The organism is Flavobacterium shii (genome assembly GCF_025847235.1).
GTDB classification, from domain to species: Bacteria; Bacteroidota; Bacteroidia; order Flavobacteriales; family Flavobacteriaceae; genus Flavobacterium; species Flavobacterium shii.
Genome location: NZ_JAOZEW010000003.1, coordinates 192858 through 218695 on the forward strand (window position 1 = coordinate 192858; position 25838 = coordinate 218695).

General features: G+C 30.8%; 29 protein-coding genes. 8 read left to right on the forward strand and 21 right to left on the reverse strand.

The window, feature by feature from the left end; all coding sequences use genetic code 11:
- Positions 1 to 100: 100 nt before the first annotated feature.
- Complete coding sequence (locus OIU83_RS04525; RefSeq protein WP_264205078.1) at positions 101 to 1246, reverse strand: helix-turn-helix domain-containing protein; 1146 nt, start codon at positions 1244 to 1246, stop codon at positions 101 to 103.
- Positions 1247 to 1421: 175 nt separating this feature from the next.
- On the opposite strand from OIU83_RS04525, the gene murQ reads away from it, so the two are divergent.
- From murQ to OIU83_RS04565, 8 genes are all read left to right on the forward strand, one after another.
- A complete protein-coding gene (murQ, locus tag OIU83_RS04530) occupies positions 1422 to 2237 on the forward strand; it encodes an N-acetylmuramic acid 6-phosphate etherase (protein ID WP_264205079.1) in 816 nt (271 codons plus the stop codon).
- 122 nt (positions 2238 to 2359) lie between these two features.
- On the forward strand, positions 2360 to 2581 hold the full coding sequence (locus tag OIU83_RS04535) for a DUF6095 family protein (RefSeq protein ID WP_264205080.1): 222 nt from the start codon (positions 2360 to 2362) through the stop codon (positions 2579 to 2581).
- 34 nt (positions 2582 to 2615) lie between these two features.
- Positions 2616 to 3188: a pentapeptide repeat-containing protein gene (locus tag OIU83_RS04540; protein WP_264205081.1), complete on the forward strand. Its 573-nt coding sequence runs from the start codon at positions 2616 to 2618 to the stop codon at positions 3186 to 3188.
- Between the two features lie 2 nt (positions 3189 to 3190).
- Positions 3191 to 3766, forward strand: coding sequence for a DUF1572 domain-containing protein (locus OIU83_RS04545; RefSeq protein WP_264205082.1), 576 nt, complete (start codon positions 3191 to 3193; stop codon positions 3764 to 3766).
- A 130-nt stretch (positions 3767 to 3896) separates the two neighbouring features.
- Positions 3897 to 4268 carry a DNA topoisomerase IV gene (locus tag OIU83_RS04550; RefSeq protein ID WP_264205083.1) on the forward strand — a complete coding sequence of 124 codons (372 nt, stop codon included), beginning with the start codon at positions 3897 to 3899 and terminating at the stop codon, positions 4266 to 4268.
- A 43-nt stretch (positions 4269 to 4311) separates the two neighbouring features.
- Positions 4312 to 5088: a TerC family protein gene (locus tag OIU83_RS04555; RefSeq protein ID WP_264205084.1), complete on the forward strand. Its 777-nt coding sequence runs from the start codon at positions 4312 to 4314 to the stop codon at positions 5086 to 5088.
- Positions 5089 to 5222: 134 nt separating this feature from the next.
- Positions 5223 to 7142: a DUF294 nucleotidyltransferase-like domain-containing protein gene (locus tag OIU83_RS04560; protein ID WP_264205085.1), complete on the forward strand. Its 1920-nt coding sequence runs from the start codon at positions 5223 to 5225 to the stop codon at positions 7140 to 7142.
- Positions 7143 to 7144: 2 nt separating this feature from the next.
- On the forward strand, positions 7145 to 7771 hold the full coding sequence (locus OIU83_RS04565; RefSeq protein ID WP_264205201.1) for a 3'-5' exonuclease: 627 nt from the start codon (positions 7145 to 7147) through the stop codon (positions 7769 to 7771).
- Between the two features lie 39 nt (positions 7772 to 7810).
- On the opposite strand, the gene OIU83_RS04570 is transcribed toward OIU83_RS04565, so the two are convergent.
- From OIU83_RS04570 to OIU83_RS04665, 20 genes are all read right to left on the reverse strand, one after another.
- Entirely contained in the window at positions 7811 to 9649 is a 1839-nt protein-coding gene (locus OIU83_RS04570; protein ID WP_264205086.1) for a type VI secretion system baseplate subunit TssF, read from the reverse strand.
- Between the two features lie 163 nt (positions 9650 to 9812).
- Entirely contained in the window at positions 9813 to 10499 is a 687-nt protein-coding gene (locus OIU83_RS04575; protein ID WP_264205087.1) for a hypothetical protein, read from the reverse strand.
- Between the two features lie 250 nt (positions 10500 to 10749).
- Positions 10750 to 11442 (reverse strand): hypothetical protein, encoded by a 693-nt coding sequence (locus OIU83_RS04580; RefSeq protein ID WP_264205088.1) that lies wholly within the window; start codon positions 11440 to 11442, stop codon positions 10750 to 10752.
- Between the two features lie 367 nt (positions 11443 to 11809).
- Complete coding sequence (locus OIU83_RS04585) at positions 11810 to 12235, reverse strand: hypothetical protein (RefSeq protein WP_264205089.1); 426 nt, start codon at positions 12233 to 12235, stop codon at positions 11810 to 11812.
- Positions 12236 to 12295: 60 nt separating this feature from the next.
- A complete protein-coding gene (locus OIU83_RS04590) occupies positions 12296 to 12622 on the reverse strand; it encodes a hypothetical protein (protein ID WP_264205090.1) in 327 nt (108 codons plus the stop codon).
- 180 nt (positions 12623 to 12802) lie between these two features.
- Positions 12803 to 13453, reverse strand: a complete 651-nt coding sequence (locus OIU83_RS04595) for a hypothetical protein (RefSeq protein ID WP_264205091.1) — start codon at positions 13451 to 13453, stop codon at positions 12803 to 12805.
- 74 nt (positions 13454 to 13527) lie between these two features.
- Positions 13528 to 14277, reverse strand: coding sequence for a hypothetical protein (locus OIU83_RS04600; protein ID WP_264205092.1), 750 nt, complete (start codon positions 14275 to 14277; stop codon positions 13528 to 13530).
- Between the two features lie 192 nt (positions 14278 to 14469).
- Positions 14470 to 15156, reverse strand: coding sequence for a hypothetical protein (locus OIU83_RS04605; protein WP_264205093.1), 687 nt, complete (start codon positions 15154 to 15156; stop codon positions 14470 to 14472).
- 96 nt (positions 15157 to 15252) lie between these two features.
- The gene (locus OIU83_RS04610) at positions 15253 to 15930 is read right to left on the reverse strand and encodes a hypothetical protein (RefSeq protein ID WP_264205094.1); all 678 of its coding nucleotides are present in this window, start codon (positions 15928 to 15930) and stop codon (positions 15253 to 15255) included.
- A gap of 11 nt (positions 15931 to 15941) precedes the next feature.
- Complete coding sequence (locus tag OIU83_RS04615) at positions 15942 to 17417, reverse strand: hypothetical protein (protein ID WP_264205095.1); 1476 nt, start codon at positions 17415 to 17417, stop codon at positions 15942 to 15944.
- 2 nt (positions 17418 to 17419) lie between these two features.
- The gene (locus OIU83_RS04620; protein ID WP_264205096.1) at positions 17420 to 19228 is read right to left on the reverse strand and encodes a type VI secretion system Vgr family protein; all 1809 of its coding nucleotides are present in this window, start codon (positions 19226 to 19228) and stop codon (positions 17420 to 17422) included.
- A 35-nt stretch (positions 19229 to 19263) separates the two neighbouring features.
- Complete coding sequence (tssD, locus tag OIU83_RS04625; RefSeq protein ID WP_264205097.1) at positions 19264 to 19659, reverse strand: type VI secretion system tube protein TssD; 396 nt, start codon at positions 19657 to 19659, stop codon at positions 19264 to 19266.
- A gap of 134 nt (positions 19660 to 19793) precedes the next feature.
- Positions 19794 to 20180, reverse strand: coding sequence for a type VI secretion system tube protein TssD (gene tssD / locus OIU83_RS04630; protein ID WP_213298162.1), 387 nt, complete (start codon positions 20178 to 20180; stop codon positions 19794 to 19796).
- Between the two features lie 170 nt (positions 20181 to 20350).
- On the reverse strand, positions 20351 to 20782 hold the full coding sequence (locus tag OIU83_RS04635; protein WP_264205098.1) for a GPW/gp25 family protein: 432 nt from the start codon (positions 20780 to 20782) through the stop codon (positions 20351 to 20353).
- Between the two features lie 11 nt (positions 20783 to 20793).
- The gene (locus OIU83_RS04640; RefSeq protein WP_264205099.1) at positions 20794 to 21507 is read right to left on the reverse strand and encodes a hypothetical protein; all 714 of its coding nucleotides are present in this window, start codon (positions 21505 to 21507) and stop codon (positions 20794 to 20796) included.
- 82 nt (positions 21508 to 21589) lie between these two features.
- The gene (locus OIU83_RS04645) at positions 21590 to 22114 is read right to left on the reverse strand and encodes a hypothetical protein (protein WP_264205100.1); all 525 of its coding nucleotides are present in this window, start codon (positions 22112 to 22114) and stop codon (positions 21590 to 21592) included.
- Positions 22115 to 22214: 100 nt separating this feature from the next.
- The gene (locus OIU83_RS04650; protein WP_264205101.1) at positions 22215 to 23591 is read right to left on the reverse strand and encodes a DUF5458 family protein; all 1377 of its coding nucleotides are present in this window, start codon (positions 23589 to 23591) and stop codon (positions 22215 to 22217) included.
- Between the two features lie 23 nt (positions 23592 to 23614).
- Positions 23615 to 24064 carry a hypothetical protein gene (locus tag OIU83_RS04655; protein ID WP_264205102.1) on the reverse strand — a complete coding sequence of 150 codons (450 nt, stop codon included), beginning with the start codon at positions 24062 to 24064 and terminating at the stop codon, positions 23615 to 23617.
- 54 nt (positions 24065 to 24118) lie between these two features.
- Positions 24119 to 24631 carry a type VI secretion system transmembrane protein TssO gene (gene tssO / locus OIU83_RS04660; RefSeq protein WP_264205103.1) on the reverse strand — a complete coding sequence of 171 codons (513 nt, stop codon included), beginning with the start codon at positions 24629 to 24631 and terminating at the stop codon, positions 24119 to 24121.
- A 21-nt stretch (positions 24632 to 24652) separates the two neighbouring features.
- Entirely contained in the window at positions 24653 to 25822 is a 1170-nt protein-coding gene (locus OIU83_RS04665; RefSeq protein WP_264205104.1) for a hypothetical protein, read from the reverse strand.
- Positions 25823 to 25838: the final 16 nt, after the last annotated feature.

Consider the following 25838-nt stretch of genomic DNA (forward strand, 5'->3'; position numbering starts at 1 on the left):
ATTTTAGTTCTTTTAACACTATTCATGAGAGAAAGCATCACTACAAAAAACAACTTTTCATTTTAAAAACTTATACGTTTGAGATAAAATCAAACCATTATTATGAAGCTTTTCTATAAGCTGTAGGCGTAAGATTAGTATATTTTTTAAAAGAAGTATTAAAAGATGATTTTGAGTTAAAACCTACTTCGTATAAAATTTCTAAAACTGTTAAATCACTCTTTAAAGGATTTTTTAAAATACCCATGGCTTTTTCAATACGATATTCGTTTACAAAATCAAAAAAGTGCTGATTCATATGATGATTAATCAAAACTGATAAATCCCGAACAGGAATATCAATTTGGCTAGAAAGCTCCTGTATTGTAAGAGATGGATCAAGATAAGGCTTCTTCTCTGTCATATATTTTTTCAATGCTAAAATTTTAGAAGAAATAACTTCATCCTGATTGTTTACTATTTCGGCCGTAACATCACTTTGTTGAGGAAGAAAATCTTTTGTAAGTTGTATTCTAGAATTAATTCCTCTAAAAAGTTCCGGATGATTTAGTGCTTTCATTACAAACCAGCATATTACAAATAAAGCTCCGCATACCATAAGAACATTTCCCCATAGAAAAATCTCTCTGGAAGCTGTATAACGCAATAAATTTTTTGAAGCTGTAATAGAATGCATCACCAGAAAAACACAATTCATTTGAAAAAGCCATTTGTAGGTAGAAGTACTGGGATTCGTATAATTTTCAAGGTAAATTTTTCTATATTTTTTCAAAATTAAAAAAATACTAATGATATAAAACCAATATTGAAATTCGATTAAAATCTGAAAAAAGTAAATTTCGGGCATTTGATTGAAATTGGCTATGAATTGTTCTTTTTCAATACCCGATTTCAAATAAAATCTCGGCATAAGAACTAAATTCATAACAACAAAAGGAAGTGTATATAATAAATATCTCCATTTTAGCTGAAAATCATTGTAACAAACTGCTAGAACATAAAGATAAATTAAAGGCATTTCTAATAAACACATTGTGCTTCTCAAGAGTTCTAAATCTGCATATTTCTGAGGAAATGAGTATGCAAAGAGTCCAGAAAAATCAATCGCAGAAAAAATAATAAAGGTAGCGAATAGCCGGTTAGCCAACTTATTTTCGGTTTTTACTGTTAGTAAAAATAATGCCAATAGTAATGAAACAAAAACAGCAATATGAGCAATACCATCCAAAAAGCTTAATTTATCCATTTATCTTTAAAATATTTAACAAATATAATATTTTAGTTCTTTTAATGAGATTCCAGAAGGCAATCGTTACATAAGAATTAAAAGAAAAAAGTTTTTTTATTCTTTACGACTTTACGTTCTAAATTTCGAAATTGCAAGAAAAAAGATTAATTTTGGGCAAGATATTATACGAAAAATGACCTTCACAAAAATTACAGAGCAGTCCTCAAAATACGAACATCTGGAAAAAATGTCTGTACATGACTTACTGACCAATATTAATCAGGAAGACAAAACAGTTCCATTTGCAGTAGAGAAAGCAATTCCTCAAATAGAAGCTTTAGTCGCTCAAATAGTAACCAAACTAAAACTTGGCGGACGCTTATTTTATATAGGAGCAGGAACATCTGGTCGTTTAGGAATTTTGGATGCATCCGAATGCCCTCCTACTTTTGGCGTTCCATACGATTTAGTAAACGGAATCATTGCAGGTGGAGACAAAGCAATTCGTCGAGCTGTAGAAAATGCCGAAGACAATACTGAACAAGCATGGATCGACTTGCAAGCATATAACATTACCAAAGACGATGTTGTAATAGGCATTGCAGCTTCGGGGACAACACCATATGTAATTAGTGGTTTAGAGCATTGTAATGAAAATGATATTATTACAGGTTGCATAACCTGTAATGTAGAAAGTCCATTATCACAAACTGCACAATTTCCTATCGAAGTAGTTGTAGGACCCGAATTTATTACCGGAAGTTCCCGAATGAAAGCTGGAACTGCACAAAAATTGGTTCTTAATATGATTACGACAGCAGCCATGATACAACTAGGAAAAGTAAAAGGCAATAAAATGGTCGATATGCAATTGAGCAATAGTAAACTCGTAGATCGTGGTGTAAAAATGATTATGGGTGAAATTCCGGTTTCATACGAAAAAGCATCCGAGTTATTACATAAATACGGTAGCGTACGAAATGCTATTGATAATTTTCTGTCTCAGTAATGCAGTCTCAGTTATCAGTTGCAGTAGTACAGGTAAAATTTTAACTGCAATAATAAATAGAAGTTTTTTAGTTCTCACAGCAACTTTAAACTTCAAACCTTAAATTTTAAGAACAAAAAAAAATGGGAACAAATAAAGAGTTAATAGGAAAAGGAATTAAATATTTATCGGGTTCTTTACCCCTATTATTTATTGGACCTGCAGTGATTTACAATGCATTTATGAACAAACAAAACGTATGGCATTACTTGGTTCTCGCCATCGGGATCATTGCTTGTTTAGCCGCTATGTTTTTAATCTTTTATGGTTTAAAGACAATTATGAAAGGCTTGTTTAATGACTAATTTTCTAATTCAAAAATAAAACCCAAAAATTCCAATGGATAGCTTAATTCATATTCAAAAAACATTCGATAAGGTTATCTACATTGATAAGAAAATAAACAATCGCGAATTTGAAGATTGTGTTTTTAAAAATTGTGATTTCTCAAACAGCAATTTTGCTTACAACACCTTTCTTGATTGCGAGTTTATCGACTGCAATTTATCCATGACCAGCCTAAAAGGCACAAGTTTAAGAAACATTACTTTTAAGAATTGTAAACTTCTCGGAATTGCATTTAATGAATGTGAAGATTTTTTATTTCAGGTATTTTTTGAGGAATCAGCTTTAGACTACACTTCTTTCTCTAATAAAAAAATGCCAAAAACCAAATTCGTAAATTGTTCGATGAAAGAAGTTACCTTTATAGGAACCAATTTAACTAGTTCGGTTTTTGATAATTGTAATCTCGAGGGAGCCATTTTTAATGAAACACAACTGGCTGGAGCTAATTTTAAAACCGCTTATAATTTTAAAATTGATCCTGAATTTAATCCCATGAAGAAAGCACAATTTTCTACTGAGGGAGTTTTAGGGCTTTTGGATAAGTATGACATTAAAATTGTATAATCATGAATGCAACTGAATCGTATTTGGAAAGTGTAAAAAAACAGTTTTTATACTATAAAACGCTGGGCGAAAAAGCAATTGCGCAACTTGAACCCGAACAACTTTTTATTTCTGTAAATGAAGACACGAATAGTATTGCTATAATTGTAAAGCACATTTCGGGAAATATGCTTTCGCGATGGACAGACTTTCTTACCAGCGATGGCGAAAAAGAATGGCGCAATCGTGATGAAGAATTTGAAAATGACTTACAATCGAAAGAAGATGTAATAACTGTTTGGGAGAAGGGCTGGAAATGCCTTTTTGATGCCTTAAACAATTTACAACCTAACCAACTTTCGGACATTATATATATTCGTAATGAAGGGCATACTGTAATTGAAGCCATTAACAGACAATTGGCACATTATCCTTATCATGTAGGTCAAATTGTGTTTTATGCCAAACAATTAAAAAATAGTAGCTGGCAAAGTTTATCAATTCCAAGAAAAGGATCTCAGAATTATAATGCCGGAAAATTTGCCAAGGAAAAAGAAATTAAGAACTTTACAGATGAAGAGCTGAAAGGGTTAAAATAGATTTTATTTTTAAATCGCAATCCCTAGCCCTGATTGAAACGGAAATCCTTTTTATTTTTTCCTTTAAAAAATAAAAAGATTGTAGTGGAAAGCAGGAAATAGCTCCAAAAAATTAAATGAATCATTTATTATGAAAAAATTACTATTACTTCCTTTATTGCTCATCATAGCATCTTGTTATAACGCCGAACACAACTGCAAAGATTTTAAAACCGGAAAATTTAAGTTTGAATTTGTAGTCGACGGAATAAAAAAAACAACTCTTTTTGAACGAAAAGATGATATCGAAATCGAAACTTTTGAAGGAAAAACCGATACAGCAACAATACGTTGGGTAAGTGATTGCGAATATGTTCTGGAAAAAAAGCATCCAAAAAACAAATCGGAAGAGAAAGCAATCGGAATGAAAATTTTGAACACAACCAAAGATTCGTACACTTTTGAGTTCGGAATGATTGGTTCGAACCAGAAACAACGCGGAACTGTGGTACGAGTAGATTAAATTATTTTTATCTTAATTACCCCTTGAATTAACACTATTTAAAATGGAAATATTTTTAAATCCTGACGCTTGGATTGCCTTATTGACACTGACTTTTCTTGAAATTATTTTGGGAATTGACAATATCATCTTTATATCGATCGTAACTGGAAAATTACCTCCGGAAAACCGTAAGAAAGCAACCCGAATTGGTTTGTTTTTGGCCATGTTCATGCGTATCGCATTATTAATGGGGATTTCGTACTTAATTGCTATGAAAGCAACTATTTTTAGTATTAACTGGGGCTGGTTAAGTGCCGATTTTACCGGACAAGCTCTTATTTTATTAGGTGGTGGATTATTCTTGATTTATAAAAGCACCAAAGAAATTAGCGAAAAAGTAGATCATAAAGGGGAGGAAGAATTAACGTTGAAAACTGCTGCAAAACAGTCTTTCTCTAATGTAATTGTACAAATTTTACTGATAGATTTAATCTTTTCTGTAGACTCTATATTAACCGCCGTAGGAATGACAAATGGTGTTACGGGCGCTTTAACTATTATGATTACTGCAGTTGTTATTTCGGTTTGTGTAATGATGTTATTTGCGGTTCCTGTTGGGAATTTTGTAAATGCAAATCCTTCGATACAAATTTTAGGGCTTGCGTTTTTAATCCTAATCGGATTTATGCTAATCACGGAGAGTATGCACTTATCTAATGCAGCTTTGGTTGGCGAACATATCGGCGCTGTGCCTAAAGGATACTTATATTTTGCCATTTCGTTTTCTTTGGCTGTAGAATTCATTAATATGAAAATGAGAAAGAGATCAAAATCATAATAGCAATAAATCTTATAATAAATAAGCGTTAAGGTAATCTTAGCGCTTTTTTTATGCACAATTTTCAAATAATTTTGTTCTCTTTTTATTTAATAGTGTCTCGATAAATAGTAAATTGGGCGTAAATATGTGTTATGAAAAATACTATCTCTCATAGAGTTGCCGACTTTTTAAAAAACTTCCCTCCTTTTAGCTTTTTGAAGCAAAAAGACATCGAAATCCTTTCGGAGCAAATCTCCATTATTTACAAAGAAAAAGACGCTATTATCTTTGCCGAGAATGATGAAGTTCATAATTCATTTTATGTAGTTCATAAAGGAGCCGTTGCACTTAAGAGAAGTCCTAAAAATAGTATACTCGATATTTGTGATGAGGGAGATATTTTTGGATTGAGACCTCTTTTGGCAAATGAGAATTATATAATGGAAGCCAGAGCCCATGAAGAGACAATACTATATGCAATTCCTATAGCCGTTTTTAAACCTTATGCCCTTGAGAATCGAGCAGTAGGTAATTTTTTAATAGAAAGTTATGCTTCTAATACCCTTAATCCTTACTCCGACATTCACAGAGGAAAATTATATGGAGATACAGTCGAGAATGAAGTACTAAACACCGAAGTAAAACTATTGGATTTACAGCCCGTAAAGTATTCAAAGAAAATTATTACCTGTGGTCCTCTGACAACTGCAAAAGAAATTGCCGGCATTATGACCAGAAAAAATGTAGGCGCAATACTTGTTGTAGAAGAAAAACTTCCCATCGGGATTATTACTGATAAGGATTTAAGAAATAAAATCGTAACAGGAGATTATCCTATAACTACTGCTGCAAATGTTATAATGACCTCTCCTGTTATTACCTATCCTAAAAAAATGACTATTACTCAGGCTCAAATGGCCATGATGAAAAGCAATATCAGTTATTTATGCCTTACAAAAGATGGAACTATAAATACTAAAGCCGTCGGGATTTTATCCAAACACGATGTTATGGTTGCACTTGGTAATAACCCTGCCGTATTGATAAAAGCCTTAAAAAGAGTCAAAAAGATTAAGGAGATAAAACCCATTCGTACACAAACAATGCAATTATTACAGGGATATCTAGATCAGAATATCCCCATGACGCTTATCTCTAAAATAATCACAGAATTAAACGATGCATGTATTAAACAGGTGATCGAAATGTCTTTGGCAAAAATGGTGACTCCTCCTCCCGTAAAATTTGGATGGCTTGCTTTGGGCAGTCAAGGTAGAAGTGAACAATTATTACATACCGATCAGGATAACGCTATTGTTTATGAAGATGTCCCCGAAGAATTGAAAATCTCAACCAATGAATATTTCTTAAAACTAGCCACTTATGTCAACAAAGGATTATTTGATATAGGATATGATTATTGCCCTGCCGAAATGATGGCTTCCAATCCTAAATGGTGTTTGAGCCTCGAGGAATGGAAGAAACAAGTGTATCATTGGATTACCAATCCTGGAAAAACCGAAGTATTGCTGTCATTCATCTTTTTTGACTACAGCCTTTCCTATGGCAGTTCGGAAATTACAAATGAGCTATCCGATTATATTTTCGAAAACATAAAAGCCAACCCCGTATTTTATATTCATTTGGTAAGCGGCACGCTACAAAGTCCATCGCCTACTGGCTTTTTTAGGCAGTTTTTACTGGAACAGGATGGTGAACACAAAGACTTTTTTGATATAAAAAGACGTGCTTTAATGCCATTAACCGATGCTGCCAGAGTTTTGATTCTTTCGCATTCGGTAAAATCGATTAGTAATACTGCTGAGCGTTTTGAGAAATTAGCCGAATTAGAGCCTACTAATAAAGAGTTGTATTTATCATGCTCCTATTCTTTTAAGGCCTTATTAAAATTTAGAACTAAACAAGGGCTTTTACATAATGACTCTGGTCAATTTATTGCATTGGAATCATTGTCCAAAATGGAAAAAATAAAGCTAAAAAGAACTTTTAAAACTATAAAAGAACTTCAGGAATTGATTTCTGTGCGATTTAATGCTTCAAATATTTTATAATGATGGATCTATTTAAATTCTGGAACAAATCAGAAAAAACAACAGAGGAAGATATTCCTATTGATAGCATTCGTTTTGTTGTATTAGATACCGAAACTACCGGTTTTGATTATACCAACGATCGAATTTTATGTATTGGTGCTCTGGTGTTACAAAACGGAATTATTCCGATAGATGAAACCTTTGAAGTTTTTATCCGACAGGAGCATTATGATAAAACAAGCGCTCAAATACATGGGATTCTAAAAGATTTCGTAATAGATCGTCCTACCGAGTTAGAAGCGCTACAACTATTCCTGACCTACTTAGGTGACTCGATTATTATTGCACATCATACCATTTTTGACATTACGATGATTAATCGGGCTCTCGAAAGAAATGGCTTACCCGAATTAACAAACAAAACTTTGGATACTGCAACATTGTATAAAAGAATCTTAATAAAATCACACTTATTGCAACGCAAAGACCACTATAGCCTGGATGAACTTGCAGATAAATTTGATATTTCAAAGAAAGACCGACACACTGCTTTGGGAGATGCCTATATCACAGCAATTGCTTTTCTTAAAATTGTAAAAAAACTAAGTGGCAAAAAACAAATTACTTTAGCTCAATTATTTAAATAAAAAAACTCGACTTTTACAAATCGAGTTTTCCGTTTTTATTTAATTCTCTATAAACAAGCGATACGGGAATACATTGGATGATCTGTTTTTTAAATATTTCATGAAACTCTCACATAAATAATCCCATTCTGTTACCGACAAATGCTCTTTTTCGGCTGCATTTATTTTTATATGAATATCAACAGTTCTACTAAATCCTGCTTTTACAGAAATCTCTTTTCGTGTTCCTTTTTCTATTTTAACATCGGTTATACAACTTTTAAAATGGTTGAAACCAAATGCTTTTATATCGGCAAAAGTCACAATTCGACCACGTGTCAATAAAGCATTACGATAAGCCAAAATACGGTCTTTATTATTTTGTTTATTTATACCTCCTACAGTATTTGTCATTAATGTAACTGTCTTACTTATAAAAAACAAATCATCTTTGGATTCCAAAACAGTACCCGCCTTAATATCATTCCCTTCTTCGGCACAAGTAGACCAATAATTTATTGCAAATGATTTACCTGTAGACTCATCAGCTTTGGGTTTAATCATTAGGTAAGGGTCATTGTTTTTAGAAAAACTCTTTTCTTTGGCTTGTTGCTCTACAGAGGCTAACAACTGATTAATTTCGACTAATGAACTATTCATAAAATCTTTACCTAAACCAGCAAAAGAAGAACTTTCGTCTTTTAATAAATCCAATACATTTTGAAGTAATTCCGAGGCGCTTCTAGAATCAAATCTGGAAACACCTCCTGTACGTAATACAGCATTTCCTTCTTCGATAACACCATCTTTAAACTCTTTTATTTCATAATGATTATTGTATGCATCAATAACAGAATCTACATCAAGGTATATGTTATTACCTGTATCTAACGCAACATACGACAAAAACCCACCAAGCGTCTTACTTATAGTATGCCTTCTTTTATTAATTGCTGGGAAACAATTGGCTGTAAAAGATACATTATCTATTATTTGAGGAATCAAAGATTCTAAAAAAACCATTTTTATCCAAATGATAGGATTACCATTATTATTCGTTACTTCTTCAAAACACTTATATTCTGCACTATACTCACTTATAGGTTTATGTTTTAACTTCCCTTTTAATGTGTAAAAATTATCAAAATAAAACTCGTTTACTTCATGCATAATTTCGGTAAGATGTGTATAATTGCGATTGATTATACTTTCTATCTCAAGATTATTAACCGGGACATTGTACCCTTCCTCTATTTTAATCTCTGTATCATCATGAAAGCATTTCATCTGTTTTAAGTAGTAATGAAACATTTCTTTCTGGTGCGTGTTTTTAATATCGATATACAACATTAAATCCTCCAGTTCCAATGTACTAGCGTTATTCAATTCTATACCTAAGAAAACTTCTCCCGAAGGTAAAGTCTGCCTATAATCCCGAACAGTGTCTTTATAAAAAAGGTTCGAGACTTCATATAGATTTCTTTCGTAAGCAATATATTTAACCTCACAAGAGGATAATTTCACTTCTAAGGTTGGCGAAAGAGTGATTTCTTTAGTAATTGGTGCCAATGGATTATAGATATTATGAATTCTCCTGTTTACTGTCATTTGATTGTACAGGGAAACTTTTAAATTATTATCTATTGGCATGGCGTGCAAGATTGCTCTGGCAGGTTTCGCACCAGCTGTAACTTCAGGAAACATAATTTCGAGAACCCTCTCTACCACACGAGTTTTGGAGTCTTCAAGCTCATGCGCAACTTTTTCCAATTCATACGACAATGCATTTAACATCATTGATACTACCGGATCAAAAGAGGTTTCCATTTCAATATCCGAAAAGCCCCATGATCTTGCGGCTCTCTTTAATACTCTGTCTTTTATTCGTTCTTGTCTCATTGACTTATTTTTTTTATATAGAAACCTTAGTTATTTCTTTTCTTTAAATCTTTTATAAAGCATTGTATAAACCTTCTTATTTACCTTGTGTATCTCGCAAATCGCTAAATAAAATTCTACTTATATTCCCATTTATAATATAACTGTGTAACATTAGAGTTTTTTATTCTTTTCTAAAAAGTACTTCTTTTTCACCTTCTTTACCCAATATTTTTACAACTTCTATAATTTCAGCAGTTAAATCATCTATTTCAATACTGAACATTCCCTGTTTATCTTTATATTTTCCACGATAAATTAAGTTCCAAGTTCCTTTTTTCGTTACCTCATCATAAGATCTATTTATAGAAGTAAAATTTGAAAATAAATCGGCTTCATTTTGCTTTAAAAACTCAATTATATCTTTAATTGTAATTTTGAATGGCTTGTCAAGGTCAGTTTCTTTAATTAATTTTCCCTTTTCGTCAAACTCATACCAAATGCCTATTTCGCAATTATCCTTAAATGAGGGCCCCTTATCTTTTATATTAGAATTTGGATAAAATCCCTTACTTATAGTAAACAATGATTTTTCTGGGACTATTTGACTAAAATAACCTCTTTCTTTATATCCAAATTCTCTAATTATTGATCCATCTGGCAAAGTGTAAATATAGTCTTCGGCTTCATCCTTATTTTCATCGAATCGTTTGATATCAAACGTTTCAAAATCGTTAGTTACTAAATTGTTATATTCTTGTTTGTTTTCCACTTGGTAATGCTTTACTTTTTCAACTTCTGCCTGTTTTTTATTTTGTGGTTTACAACTAAAAACTATAAAGATTAAGCCTATTATCAATAATTCTTTCATAATTTCATTATCACCATTTAATTGTCTTTAGGCCAAAAAAACTAAACATTTGTCACTAACAATACATAACAACCATTTTGGATTCATTAAAGGTTACTCCTTTAGTTACTCTGTTATATTAATCTTTTACTGAATTAATTTCAATATTCTCTTTTGCATACGATTTAATATCTCCTTTTGCTTTAACTATTAACTTCCCTCCCACAGTTGATGCATAAGACATGATTAAAATAATTTAGTTTTTTCAACACTATTTAATTTTACTTCTTTCTACTTTTATAAAAGCATCATACAAACTACCTTGTTTACCTTGTGTACTTCGCAAAGTGCTAAACAAAATTTCACCTGTATTCCCATTTATGACATAACTGTGTAATACTTGAGTGTTTTTATCATCTCTATAATAAACTTCATAAAGAGGTAACTTTATTTTTTCTAAATCAACATAACGATTTAAATTATATGTTTTATCCACATTCATTAAATCATAATTGTATTTTTCTTTCATTTTTTTAACCAAATCATCAATAGAAAATTTATATTCTTTATCTAAATTTTCATCTTTAGCTAATACTCCTATCTCATTATATAATTTATAATTACCGATCTGGATTGTATAAAATTCTTGTAAAATAGATTGCAATGTTTTTTCTTTCACATAAAAAACTTTCGTTATTTTGTTTGGATTCTTAATATTTGATTCCTCAACTTGAATTGTTTTGCCATTCATGGTTATTCGTACCCTATCATCTCCATTTTTATAAAATCTATCATTATCCTTATAAGTATACTTAGTATCAATATTCCAATCTTTATATTTATTTATGTCAAAAGTTTCAATAATTGTATCTTTTTTAATTGTCGAGCTGTGTTTCTCCTTTATTTGACCTACACAATTACTCACATTTAATAATAATGCTAAAATAATTATATCTATTTTCATAATTGTTTAAAATTAAACATTTCTCCTCATTATCGACCATTGCCATTTCTAGGTGGTATAAGCAACATCACGATAACACATTATATTATCTGTTGAATTAAGGGATCACCGACTGACTGAATTGAACTAGATATAGTATTGGGATATACAATTAAGGGGTATAAACCAGCTCCTAATAAGTATATCAATAAAATTATTTTTATCGTAAAAAATATAAATGTATAGGATCTAATGTTACTGTTAATTGATGAATCCAAAAATGAAAACTTTAGAGTGATTCAAAAGAAACAAAACAAAAATTATCTTTTTTTATAAAGTTACAGGCATAAATTACAAATCCACGCTTAGCGCTCCCAAAACAAGTTTATTAATAATATTTTAGAATATCATCTTCATACAACCATATTTTATCTTTACCATTAATTACCTCACCTGTATCTGCGTTAACCCAAATCCCAAACACTGCTACTTTTAACATTTTTATATTTTTAAATGAATACACATAATACTGGTCTATTATTAAACTTGGTAAAATTGTTTTGGATTTAATTGAATTATCTTTTACTCTTTTTTTATCTGTAAAATTCAAGTAGATACTACTAGCTTTATCAAAAGAAATATTTTGTTTTTTTTCAAATTCAATAGCTTCTTTAGTTAACTTATTTTCAGGAAAACATCTTGAAATACAACATAATATCACTTTGTGTTCTTGTAAAAAATTTTCTTCTTTACTTTTACAACCAAAAAAAGTTAAAGTTGAGGATAATACCATAATATTTATTATTTTATTCATAAACTAAGTACTTTTATTTCTGAAAATCAGATGCTCCTTCTTTGATTACAGTTATTTTAGCTAATTGCCCAGAGTGTTCTTTAGAAGTACTGACAAATGCTTGTAAATCTTGTAATATCCTTTTGGGGTTTGTGTTACATCTGATATATAACTAGTACCAAATGACTTAGAAAAAGCTTCCTGTATAGCAGTTTTTACAGTAGTTGTACACTGCTCGCCAGTCCATGGAAAAACACTATATACTTTAAGGTGCCTATACCTCTCTTCCCACCAATTTATCATTTTCTTTACCTCACTTTCTTTCACATAAAATTCAATTGTATAAACTTTACCATAAATGTAAGTTCCGTCTTTTTCCCAATGTAATTTAATATGATCAAGAACCATATCTAAAGTTACTTCCTCTGGTTTGATAGCTTTTATTATTCCAATATTTGTTCCCTATCAAGGTTGTCCTAGAGAATTCTTAAAAGTTGGATTATCAAGCCTAACATTATCATTCTTGTCGTCATCATTAAAATAATATTATTATTTTATACATTATTTATTCTCAAAAATAATTTCTTTTTATATTCCTTTTCCTATAATTTTAATTACTTCTTGTATTGCTCTGGATTCATCATCAATTTTGACAATTAATTTGCCACTATTACCTTTATATTCTCCAAAATAACGCAAAGTCCATGTTCCTGTTTTCGTTTTTTCATTATAAAATCTGTTTACCGTAGTAGTAATTGCATATAAATCTGCTTTATTATTTTCTAAAAATTGCACAACATCATCAATTGCTATTTTAAAAGGTTTATCATAATTAGTTTCTTTAATTAATTCCCCTTTTTCATCAAATTCATACCAGATACCCAAAACACATCCTACATTCCCAAATTTTATTCCTTTAGCACGAATTCCTAAATTGAGATAAAATCCTTTAGATATAACATACAATGATTTTTTAGGTGTTTCTTCAATAAAATAGCCGCTCTCTGCATTCCCATATTCAATTACTCTTGTTCCATTATTTAAAACATAATCTTCAGCTTCATCTCTATTTTTATTAAATCTATCTATATCAAATTTTTCAAATTCTTTATTGACTAATTTATTATATTCATTTTTTATCTTGTTATGTTTAGTTTTTTCTAGTATCTCTTGCTGCTTATTTTGTGGTTTACAGCTACACATAGTAAAAAGGACACACAATAAAATTATTTTTTTCATTTTATGTTTTTTGTGTAATCAAATCTCTTAAAAAGAAATTAAGATAATATAAAAATATAACAGATAAATTCTATTTATTCTTTTCTAAAAAGCATCTCTTTTTCACCTTCTTTACCCAATATTTTTACAACTTCTATAATTTCAGCAGTTGAATCATCTATCTCGATACTGAACATTCCCTGTTTATCTTTATATTTTCCTCGATAAATTAAATTCCAAGTTCTTTTTTTCGTTACCTCATCATAAGATCTATTTATAGAAGTATAATTTGAAAATAAATCGGCTTCATTTTGCTTTAAAAACTCAATTATATCTTTAATTGTAATTTTGAATGGCTTGTCAAGGTCGGTTTCTTTAATTAATTTTCCCTTTTCGTCAAAGTAATACCAGATACTTATTGGGCATTCTTCTTTAAATTTTGACCCTTTTGATTTTATTCTACCTGACTGATAAAACTCTTTATAGATACTGTATAAAGAATTATTTGCTGATTCATTTTTCACGAACCATGAGTCTTTTTCTCCAGCACTTTCTTCTATTTTAATATTGTTTGTTAATTGATGAATCTTTCCTATACCAACTTCATTATCCTTATAAAATCTTTTTACATCAAACGTTTCAAAATCATTGGTTACTAAATTGTTATATTCTTGATTCTTTTCCACTTGGTAATGCTTTACTTTTTCAACTTCTGCTTGCTTTTTATTTTGTGGTTTACAACTAAAAACTATAAAGATTAAGCCTATTATCAATAATTCTCTCATCATTATCACCATTCCAATTATCTTTAGGTCTAAAACTAACCAAACATTTATCATTAACATATATAGCAACCATTTTGGATTTATTAAAACTTACTCCTTTAGTGGCTCCTGTTATGTTAATATTTTTTACTGAATTAATTTCAATATTCTCTTTTGCATACGATTTAATATCTCCTTTTGCTTTAACTATTAATTTCCCTCCTAATGATTGATGTATAAGACATGATTAAAATAATTTAGTTTTTTTCAACACTATTTAATTTTACTTCTTTCTACTTTTATAAAAGCATCATACAAACTACCTTGTTTACCTTGCGTACTTCGCAAAGTGCTAAATAAAATTTCACCAGTATTACCATTTATAACATAACTATGTAATACTTGAGTGTTTTTATCATCTCTATAATAAACTTCATAAAGAGGTAACTTTGTTTTTTCTAAATCAATATAACGATTTAAATTATATGTTTTTTCCATATTCATTAAATCATAATTGTATTTTTCTTTCATCTTTTTTACCAAGTCATCAATAGAAAATTTGTATTCTTTATCGTAATTGGTTTCTTTAATTAAATTACCTTTTTCATCATACTCTTTCCAAATTCCAAACTCCAAATTATAGAAAGTTTGTCCTTTTAATTTTAGACTATTCGTTTTAACATAATAAGATTTCACATCTAAAATGGGGTTCCCATAAAGGTTTTTTTCTTCTTGAAAAGTATCGTTAAAATACAATATCTTAACCCCCTCATTACTATATTTTAAATATTTATCATCTTTTGATGGTGAATATTTAGTATCAATATCCCAATCTCTATATTTATTTATGTCAAAAGTTTCAATAGCAGTTTCTCTTTTAATTATTGAGTCACTTTTTACTTGACCCTTACAGTTACTCAAATAAAGTAGCGTTACTAAAATTATTAATTGTACCTTCATTAATTACTTAAATTAAACAGCTCTCTCATTGTAGATTAGACCAACGCTAAAATAAACAACTAGTTAAGTTAAACTTGCTATTTAAAATATTTTATATTATTTCTTTTCTTTGAATGATTTTATAAAAACATCATACAAACTACCTTGTTTACCTTGTGTACTTCGCAAAGTGTTAAATAAAATTTCACCTGTATTCCCATTTATAACATAACTGTGTAGTATTAGAGCGTTTTTATCATCTCTATAATAAACTTCATAAAGTGGTAACTTTGTTTTCTCTAAATCAACATAACGATTTAAATTATATGTTTTCTCCACATTCATTAAATCATAATTGTATTTTTCTTTCATTTTTTTTACCAAATCATCTACAGAAAATTTATATTCTTTATCATAATTAATTTCTTTAATTAAATTACCTTTTTCATCATATTCATTATGTATACCAATAGGAAATCCATAAAATTCATCTCCCTTTGCTTGCAAAATGTTATTTTGAAAAAATACTTTGACAATACAATATGCTGAATTTTTTATTTTTGTTCTTTCAACAAAACCAATACCTCCGCTGCCTGTAAAATACTGTACTTCATCTCCATTGGGTAAAATATACAGTCCCGTTTTAGGATTTATAGCTAAGTTTTTGTATTTACTTATATCAAAAGTTTCCATAATTGTATCTTTTTTAATTGTTGAGTTGTGTTTTTCCTTTATTTGGCCTACACAATTACTCACATTTAATAATAATGCTAAAATAATTATATGTATTTTCATAATTGTTAAAATTAAACATTTCTCCTCATTATCGACCATTGCCATTTCCATGTGGTATAAGCTACATCACGATAACACATTATATTATCTGTTGAATTAAGAGGATTAGTTAAAGCATTTGGGTATACATATTTCACATCTGAATCCTCTATCGGATTACTATCGGCATGTGTATGGAGTAGTCCCATCCCGTGTAACCCCTCATGATTCATGGTACAAAAATCTTTATTTGGAAATAATAATAAATTTTTCAGGAATCGCATTTTCCATTTGCCCCCAGCCAAATATTGTTCTCCATGAATTTGTCCTTTTGCTTCATCATAAACCTGAGCAGCTAAAGAGAATACTGTAAAATAACCTGTTTTATACTTATTATTCTTTAAAACTCCTGCAGCATCTTTATCATTCAAAAATATATTTTTTACATCCGCAAAAAATCCATTTGTGTCTTCATTAATTTTATTACTACTTTCTATATATTTTCCTCCTGTTTGAAAATGAGGATTTGAAGACACATCAAGTTCATTGGGACTGTTTTCAAGTATCGGAACAATTAATGCCTGATATAAAGCATTGCATAAATTAGTTTTTTCATCTGGAGTAAAACCACCTATTAATGTACCTGTTAATGATTTTGTCACATTTGTTTTAATTCCTACCAAAACAAATTTTTGTTCCTTTCTTTGGCTTGCATCATTTTTTCCAACAATAATTTTCCCTGCGAGCTTTCTTAGTGCTAATTGTTCTGGTTTACTTTTTACACCACTATCTTTTGGATAAGCAAATACTTTTATTATCCCTAAAGCATCACTTGTAATATCTTCGTTACAAGTAATTTTTATAGTAGCACCAGCTGATGCTACTAATCCACCAGTTTTATTTTTATCAGACAAAACAGGTTTGTCAATTGTAAAAATTGTTTTATCATACTCAAATTCCAACTTATCCAAATCTTCTCCTATATCAACCAAAACTCTCAAAGTAGCTTCAAAAGGAGGCGGGGTGGTTGCTGTAATAGTATCGCTAAATTTTTTTGAAAATAAATTAAGATAAGGTACAAAATATTCTCCAACTGATGGCTTTCCTCCAGCAGTTTTGGCTTTTACAATTACAGGAATTTGCTTGTATTCTGATTTTAATTTTTTATAGGCTTCTATTTTTGTCAAATCACTAATACCATCTTTATACCCTCCTTCAATTATAGACTTATAATCAGGCTCAAGATTTAATCCGTTATCTTTTAATCGCAACCAATCAAAGCCAAATTCTCCTTTATATGCTGCGAGGGTCCTAAATTCAACTTTTGCCAGAGCCATCTTTTCAACAGGAAGACCTTTCTTAGGCTTATTAAAACTTACCCCATTATTTGCTCCTGTTATATTAATCTTTTTTACTGAATTAATTTCAATATTCTCTTTTGCATATGATTTAATATCCCCTTTTGCTCTAATAATTAATTTCCCTCCTATGATTAATGTATAAGACATAATTAAAATAATTTAGATTTTTCGGCACTATTTAGCTTTACTTCTTTTTGAGAATGTTTTTGTATTTCTCCTTGAGAAGAATATTCCATTCCTTTTTGACTATTGAATGTTATTTCTTTTTCAGTGTTCAATTCCTTATCTCCAGTAATATTTTCAATTACACTTCCTACTACATTCGTCATACTATTACCTCCAACACTAGTATTTAGCATCATTCCTACCATCATGGTTTTGTCCACTCCAGCACTTTCGGTAATGTTCATTCCGGCAGTTGTAGTAATATTTTGTGAAGCGTTCATAACAATGTTTGTCGCGTTCATTGTTATTACTTGAGGTGCTGTAATAGTTATGTTTCCGCCTACTGTATCAAGCTGTATTTCATTACCTATTTTATCTGTAATTATAATACTCTCGTCTTCGGTAAATTTTATAATATGTCCACTACGGGTATGAATTGCTTTTATATTATTATCTCCATCGGCATAACCACTTTTATCCTGTCCGTTATACTGAGTTCCCAAAACATAAGGATTTTGCGCATTGCCACCTTCAAAACCTACTAATACTTCTTCGCCTATTTCAGGAATAAAATAAAATCCTTTCCCAGGGCCAGAATGAGGTTGTATCATTCGCATCCATTCGCTCGATGTACTACCGCTTGCCCAATAAAACTCAACTTTTACACGTCCTAATCCATCGGGATCGTTATTATCTGTTATTTTTGCGGGTTGAGTTTCGGCATGAGCAAAAACAGCAACATTGGTATAATGTGGTGCAGCAACATCGGCAGGAATTGCTTTGAACTCACAAGAATAATTTCCATATACTTTGGAGTGGTGTATGACTTCTATAACAATTAATTCATGTTCTACAGTTTGATTTACGATTGTAAATACTTGCCCGATTCCTAAAGGAATATAAGATATTCCACTATAATACACACTATTGGCATCGCTACCCGCAGTTTGTAATTTAACCATTTCTTCTAATTCATCTTTATTTTGGGCGTTGTTAGTATAAGCACCAAAACTTAAATCGGCTTGCGCAACAGTTCCCTGATTATGACCTACAATAGACGAAAAACTATCTTTACTTCCTACTGAGGTTCTCGCTGCAGAGCTCCGAATATTATTTGCATTATCATAATCATATCCGGCCAAAGAAATCTTATGTGCCGACATATTAGTCTGTATCTTAAAACCATGCAATGATGCTCCATTAATAAGTTTTATTTTGCTGGTTTTTGTTTGTCCAAACTGCATACGCATACCATCAAAATAATACCATTGCCCATAACGAGCCGCCAGTCGTTTTAAAAAATTAAAACTGGTTTCATTATACTGAGCCATGTATTTAAATTCTTTGAGATAGGTAGATCTTATTGACTCTCTCTGGTAAAACTCGCCAGGTCCTTCGGCAAAAACCCCAAGAACAATATCATCCATTCCTCTCTCTAGGTATGTTCTGGATTTTTTCATATCATCCAAAACGATTGTATGACTTATCCCTGTAACATGTAAACCAACTGGACTACCATGAAGATCAACAGATGAAAGTTCAGTAATGATCCCCTTACTCATCAATTTAATTCCGGTAAGACTCTTAAAAGTAAAGATAACCTCATCTCCAAGGTAGCTTCTTAATGCTTTTGCCTGATCTGCAGGTTTTATTATTGCTTTGCCTGTATATTGCCAAATAAATGAAAAATGGTGATGATCAGCCATTTTTTGCGATAGCTTTAAATCATAATAAACAACGTTCTGGGTAAAACTCCCTATAGATATATGTACTTGTTCTGAAAAATGTGCCATAATGTAAGTGCTTGTTTTTAATTAGCCATTAAAATTTAATCTAAAGCAATCCAGTTATTCAAGAATTTAGCATCTCCAAATGTCAATTCCTTGGCAACCAATTCCATTGTAATTTTCATTGGAACTTCGGTTGTACTGGTAAATTGTTCGTCATAACCGATGCAAAATGCTTTAACAAACGTTAATTCTTTCATTTTACTCAAGGCATCTCTTCTGTAAAAAGTAATTTTCCCATCTTTGGTTAAATCACTATTTAACATCCAAGATAAAAAATGGCTATTATTGGTTGCTTCGATAATCATTTTTACAACTCCACCTTTGGCATTCCCTGTAGGCTTGCTTGTTGCATCAATTTCTTGTTTAAAACTGATATTAAATTCAAGGACATTATATTCTTCCCCGTCTATATGTAATTTGGATAAAAAACTCATTTGTAGATTTATTAGATTGTTAAAAAGTAGCGTTAAAAGATTTAGATTTTCAAATTAAAACAAAAAAGGAAGTCCAATAGATGGACTTCCTTTAATAGTTTCAAGCTTAATTAAGTTTGATAAAGTCCAAAGGATTATACCCAAGCATTATCAAATTCTCCTCCGCCCATCGAAATCTTACGAGCAGAGATCATAAAAGTTTCCGTTAAAGGAGTTGCACTGTTATGATCAAAGTTCTCTTTGTACTTAACCATGTAAGCTTCTGTAAACTTCAACTCTTTTAAAGTAGCATTCGAATCACGTTTGATGAATTTTACTGACCCGTCTTTTCTTTCGAAATTATTGGTCATCCATTCGAACAATTCAGTGCTACCAGTTGACTCTACCTCAAGCATGATTCTACCACCACGTGTTACCGTAGATGGACGCCCAGAAGCATCTGTTTCTTGAGCTAAATCATAACTTACATTTAATACTTTGTAGTCCTTACCGGCTACTGTTAACGATGTTAAAAACGACATAATAAAAATTTTTTAATTATTAATTTATTTATTTATACTGTAAATATATACAAAAAATCTTGTTATAATATATTTTTTAATAAAATTTTATTTACACTATTAACAGTTTATGATTTTAGAAATCAAAAACATAGCTAACCCCTTGTATTTAGTACTGAGACGAGTATCTTTTATTTATAGGATAATGGTCCTACAAAAAAATATCCTCTGAAATCAAAATCCCTGTTGGTACTTTTTATTGTTGCTTCAATAATAATATCAACTCTTTTTTTGGCTCTGCTTACATCATCAAGTACATATTTAGCTTCAGTTAATTCGACATTAAGTTCATTAATTTTAATCCTTCCCTCATGAAGCAGTAAAGATTGTTTCATCGTTTTGGAGATTATCTCTTTTAATGTATTCTCATTCATTAACAAATCAAAATCAATTTCCCAGATTTTAGACCCAAAAGTCTCATCAAATTTGCATTCTCCAAATGTGGTTGTTGCCAGCAATATTACTTGTTGCGCAATAGAATGTTCTATTGAAGTTTTTTCCAGTTCCTTTTTCTGAATGATCGCATTAAAATCTATAGGCAATTTATAAAAAGCTCCTTTCATCTATTTTATTTTTAAATATAAATCAACCTATCCGTTTGTCCTTGTTTATTTGTTTCCATTGCCTTCGAAACTTGCTTTCTCTTAATTACATGAAGTTTAACTTTTGGCGTAAGCTTTAAAAATTTCTCCCGATATAAAATATCACCTATAAAACGTTGTCCTTTTTTTTCATCGACAATGATGAAATAACTAGTTCCTTTTTCGACTTTAAGTGTATTTATATCACCTGCAAAAATTTGTATGTTTTGCTCTTCTTTTCTAAAAGTATAAGTGAGCTCTTCGTGAGTTAATTTCCTGTGTTTAGAAATATCGAATGTCTCTATTTCTTCTTTTAAAGGCTCAAAAGGAATATTCTCGAAAAGGAAATTTTTAGTAGCCAAAAATTTTAATCCCAAGAAACTCCATAACCCTTTTTTGGTCGTTTGTTCTTTAAAAAAATAAGTGTCTCGGGTAACTTTATATATTTCTTTTTCATTCGTTTTATCATCTGTAACTATCATCTGATATGTTGGAATCTCTATCTCTGCAGGAATTTCGGCCCCTTTAAAATGTGTCTTTAAATTTACTGATCCTACTTGTTGTTCGGAGATCGTTATACTGATAGTATGCTGTTTCATGGCAGAATCTGTGCGAACAACAACTTTGCCTTCGCCACTTCCTGCATAAAAAACAGAACCCTTATTATCTGTAAGTCCTAATGAAAGATTTAATTCCGGGATTGGCATATTTAGATTTTATAATAAATTAAACTTTAATTTTTCTTTAAAACAGAGCTTATAATGTTGCTATTTAAAATTGCAAACTCTTCTATTTTCGCTTGATTCTATACAATTTCAGACAGTGTAAATATTCTTTTAAATTTTGATTATCGACAGCAGTTGGACTGAATTCATAATCTCTTTTAAGTGTGAAAAATTTTATTGTTTTAATATCATTATTCATTAACTTTTTTCTATCTCTTCTTGTGAGTTGCACAGCTGCTGTCCCATCACAATTTACCGCAAACTCATTTTTTAAGATATACATATCTCCATTTTTAAAATAAAGCTCCAACGGTTGTTTTTGTTTTACACACACATTGTCTGTAAAGATTTTAAAATATAAGTATATACTACTTTTCCTTTTCCCAAGTTGAAATACAGCATATTCATAATCTTCATTAAAAACACGCAGCAAAATTGGTGGCGCGCTTGCAAAAAGTTTACCCGAAAGCAATAATTCGTTTTGCGAAATAGGGCAATTTAAAGTATCAATCGCTCTTATTTTTTGTGCTTTAACCGAACTTGAAATCGAAAACAATAGGATTAAAAATAAAATTTTAAATACGTTCATGAATTTGAATTATTTAGTTTGACCATTCAAAGGGTCAATATTGGTTTAAAAAAGGAAACACATTAAAACTGTGTTTCCTTTTTTTATTTTACTACAACTATTATTTTTGTTCGTAATCAGTATCCCATTCTGTTCCGTCATCACCTTTATGACCGTCCATTTTTATAAGGAAGTTTTTAGCTGGGAAATATGGTTTCATGTGAATATCCATATATATTCTATCCTTTTGGATTGGATCTTGTTCGAATCTACGAATCTCGAAGTTCTCGATTAATTTATCCGGACCAGTAATCCCATCAAGGAAACTAACGATTTGATTCATTATTTCTTTACGAGTCTTAGCAGTAAAGTTTTCGAAAGCACGACGATTAAGGAAATCCATTAATACTTTGGTCACATAATCAAATACACGAACTACCGAATAAGTTTGCAATCCTAAGTTATCTCCACTAAACAATGTTTTGGCAGAGAAAGCCATTACTTTACCATACTCATTTACCATAGGAACCAATCCTAAGTTTTCAAGATTTGCAATTTCGCTTTTCTTAAGGTCAAATTTCACACCATCAACTTCATTGATACCACCGAATTTTTTACCAGCAGTAACCTGAGACATTAATGTTTTGTAAATTTTTCCAGCAAGTGCTGCCGATGGAGCAATATGTAAATCTTCATTTTCTCCAATTTGGTCAAATCTTCCACGTCCTACTAACCAGTTACATGTCATGATCACATTGGAACGATATACATCACCTCCTGTTAAAGAAGCAGCATCGAACATTTCCATTACATCATCCGGTTCATCAAGATGTTCGAAATCGGTAACCAACATTACTTTATTTTCATGTGCAATTTTTGCCCATTTTTCGATTACTTTATTTGATCCTAAATAACCTGGAATAACAAGAATACCGTAGTTATTTTTAAGATCCAAACGATCGTAATTATCTACCAATTCAGAGTGAATTGCATCAATAAAACGTGTATTATCAAGGTCTTTTAATTGCTCTAAATCGGCATTTACGATTGTAACATTTTTTACTTTATCTGTTTCTGTATTTTTGAAAAACAAAGCAATCGTTCTGTATGCTGCTTCGATTTCTCTTGTATCTTCAACAGCTTTTACCAGATTCTTTTTTAATAAAGCTTCCGATTCTTTGCATTTATCTTCACTTTGAGCAACCATATCAGTCAAAGCCTCATTGTTACTTAAAACCGAAGCCCAAAGTTCTAATGTCTTTTTAAGTGTTTCTCTTTCTTTGGTTTTATTTACTTCTCCAAGGAAAATTTTTCTTCTTGCTTTTCTCTCCGGATTAAGATTTTGGATGCCTTCAATCGACATTTCCAACAAATCAAACCCTCCGTATTTGTCCAGTTTTTCAATGTTTTTTTCAATAGAAGAACCTCCTCCTGCTACTTTACGTTCTAATACTGCTGTATCAACGTCATTACTCTTATATGCTTCTTTATTTGACATACTTTCTATTTTTTTAAAATTTCTTATTTATTCTCTTTCAATTCATTAATTAGAGTTCCAAGACTTTCTAATAATGCTTTCTTAGCTTCAGGATCTTCTAATGCTGATTTTAAAATTTTATTAGATTTTAACTGACGAATAATTTTTTGATATTGATCTTTTTCTGTTTCCAAATCAGATAAAAAATTACTTTGCGCCGTGATTCCGTTTATACCAAAATCACCTAAATTTTTAAATTTCAAAGCCTCAACTTTAGTAGCTCCGTCTATTGTTTCAAAATTTACTTTTACCTCTGGTTTAAAATGTTCAAATGCTTTCTCAACACTCGTAATTCCTTCTACCAATTCTGGTTTAACAGGTGCGTCTACAGTTAATTTTTGAGCAACAAGTGTTCTGTTTTGAGGGATTGCAATGATTGCTTCATCTGCATCTAATTTTACTTCATTACCTCCAATTCCATAATTTGATAACATAATTTTTTAATTTTAAATGATTAGTTTATTGATTCGTTTTACTCTAATTTCTTATTATTGATTTTGATAAATCTGGCGACAAACATCCAGATCCCTGCTTACTTTTTCCAACTCTTCTTTATACGTTTTAGCCGATTGGTTTAAACTATCTATTAAATGAGAGTTATGCGTAAGACTTCTAATTTGTTTTTTATAGTCGATGATATTCTTGTAAGCCAAGATTACATTGTTATATAGTTTTTTATTCTCAGTAGTATCTTTTGGTATTTTTTGATAAACATTGGCTATCATTACATTTGCCAAACGTTGCTGAAAATCATTATCTACTTTTGGTGCATTAATAGAATCAATAGTCATTCTGATACTATCAACTTTTACCGAGAAATTAGTTTGATAATCATATTCTCTTTTCATCATTTCATTCTCTGCCTTTAGCATTTTATTCTCTGCCATAGGCATATAAAAATTAAAGGATGAAGCAATTAATGTTACTGAAAAAATTAGGATAAAGGCTACTAGGAAAGCTAAAAATGCTTTCTGGCGTTCTGATTTGTTTAATACTTCCATAAATTTTGTTACTATTATTTTTTAATCTTTTATAAAGAAACTATGTCGTTTCGGGTTATGAACAATATCTTTTTTGTCTGTCTCGGCAACAAATAATTCGATATTCTCTTTTTTCTTCCCTATATAATCCAGCTTACTCAAGGTCTCGAACAACTTCTCTATTTTTACCAGAAACTTCATTGTTAATGTTGCTGTTTTATCTATATGCACATGATCGTAACCTGCATTGATAAGCGATGTAAACAATATTTCCAAATCCCCTTGTGAGAGATCACACCACTCGGCAAAGTAATTTAGCAGCTCTTCTTTTCCTGCTCCAGACTTTGAATCAATGAAATTTTTCATCACTCTTGCAAATGATACCACAGTACTTAACATTGCTGCCGGATGTTGGTGCAATGAGAACCAACGAAACTGTGTTAAACAGTTCCCTAAATAATATCCTGTATTATCTGCCAATTGCATCATTGTATGTGCCAAAAGACCCGTTTGCTGGATTCGGTTGATCTTTTGAGAAATCTGTACCGAATAAATCTCTATTTGTCCAAATGTGCGTGCAATTTGTGCTTGCATATCCACTAGTTTTGGATGGCAAGCCACCGTAACCGATGACGGGATATAATCCTCATCAAGAACAGTTGTATCACCAACCTGTACTTTACCTATTGCCAAATAAAATCCTCCGTACCCAATTCCTGAGCGAAATTCATCGGCTTTAATCAAGTGAAGTTTATATTCTGGTTGTGTGTAAGGATATCTTGGCGGAACTTCCTCTGGGTCTGGCTCTCCAAACGGAATTCTTTTCTTAGAATTAACCGATATACACGCTAATAACACCAATTGTTCTCCTTCTTTTATCTGGTAGGTATCCTCCGGATATGGAACCTGAAGATCCAATGTATCTGTATTACTCTTGCTTATTTCTATTCTTGACCCATTTGGGGTAATAGCATGACATTCCTCTACACGTACACGAAGTAGTTTGTGATTATCGATTCCTAATGTGATTTTTGTAGATTCCTTGTTTTGATTTCCCAAATCAAGTAATCCATAACTCATAGGTGTGGTATGAATACCTATCGCATCATTGACCAATTCGGAAACATTATCCTGCATCGATAAAAAATGACTTTTGTTTATCTTCATCCCATCGATCCAGTTTACGGGAAAATGACTTAATTTCTCTATCATAATTCTTTTATTTTTT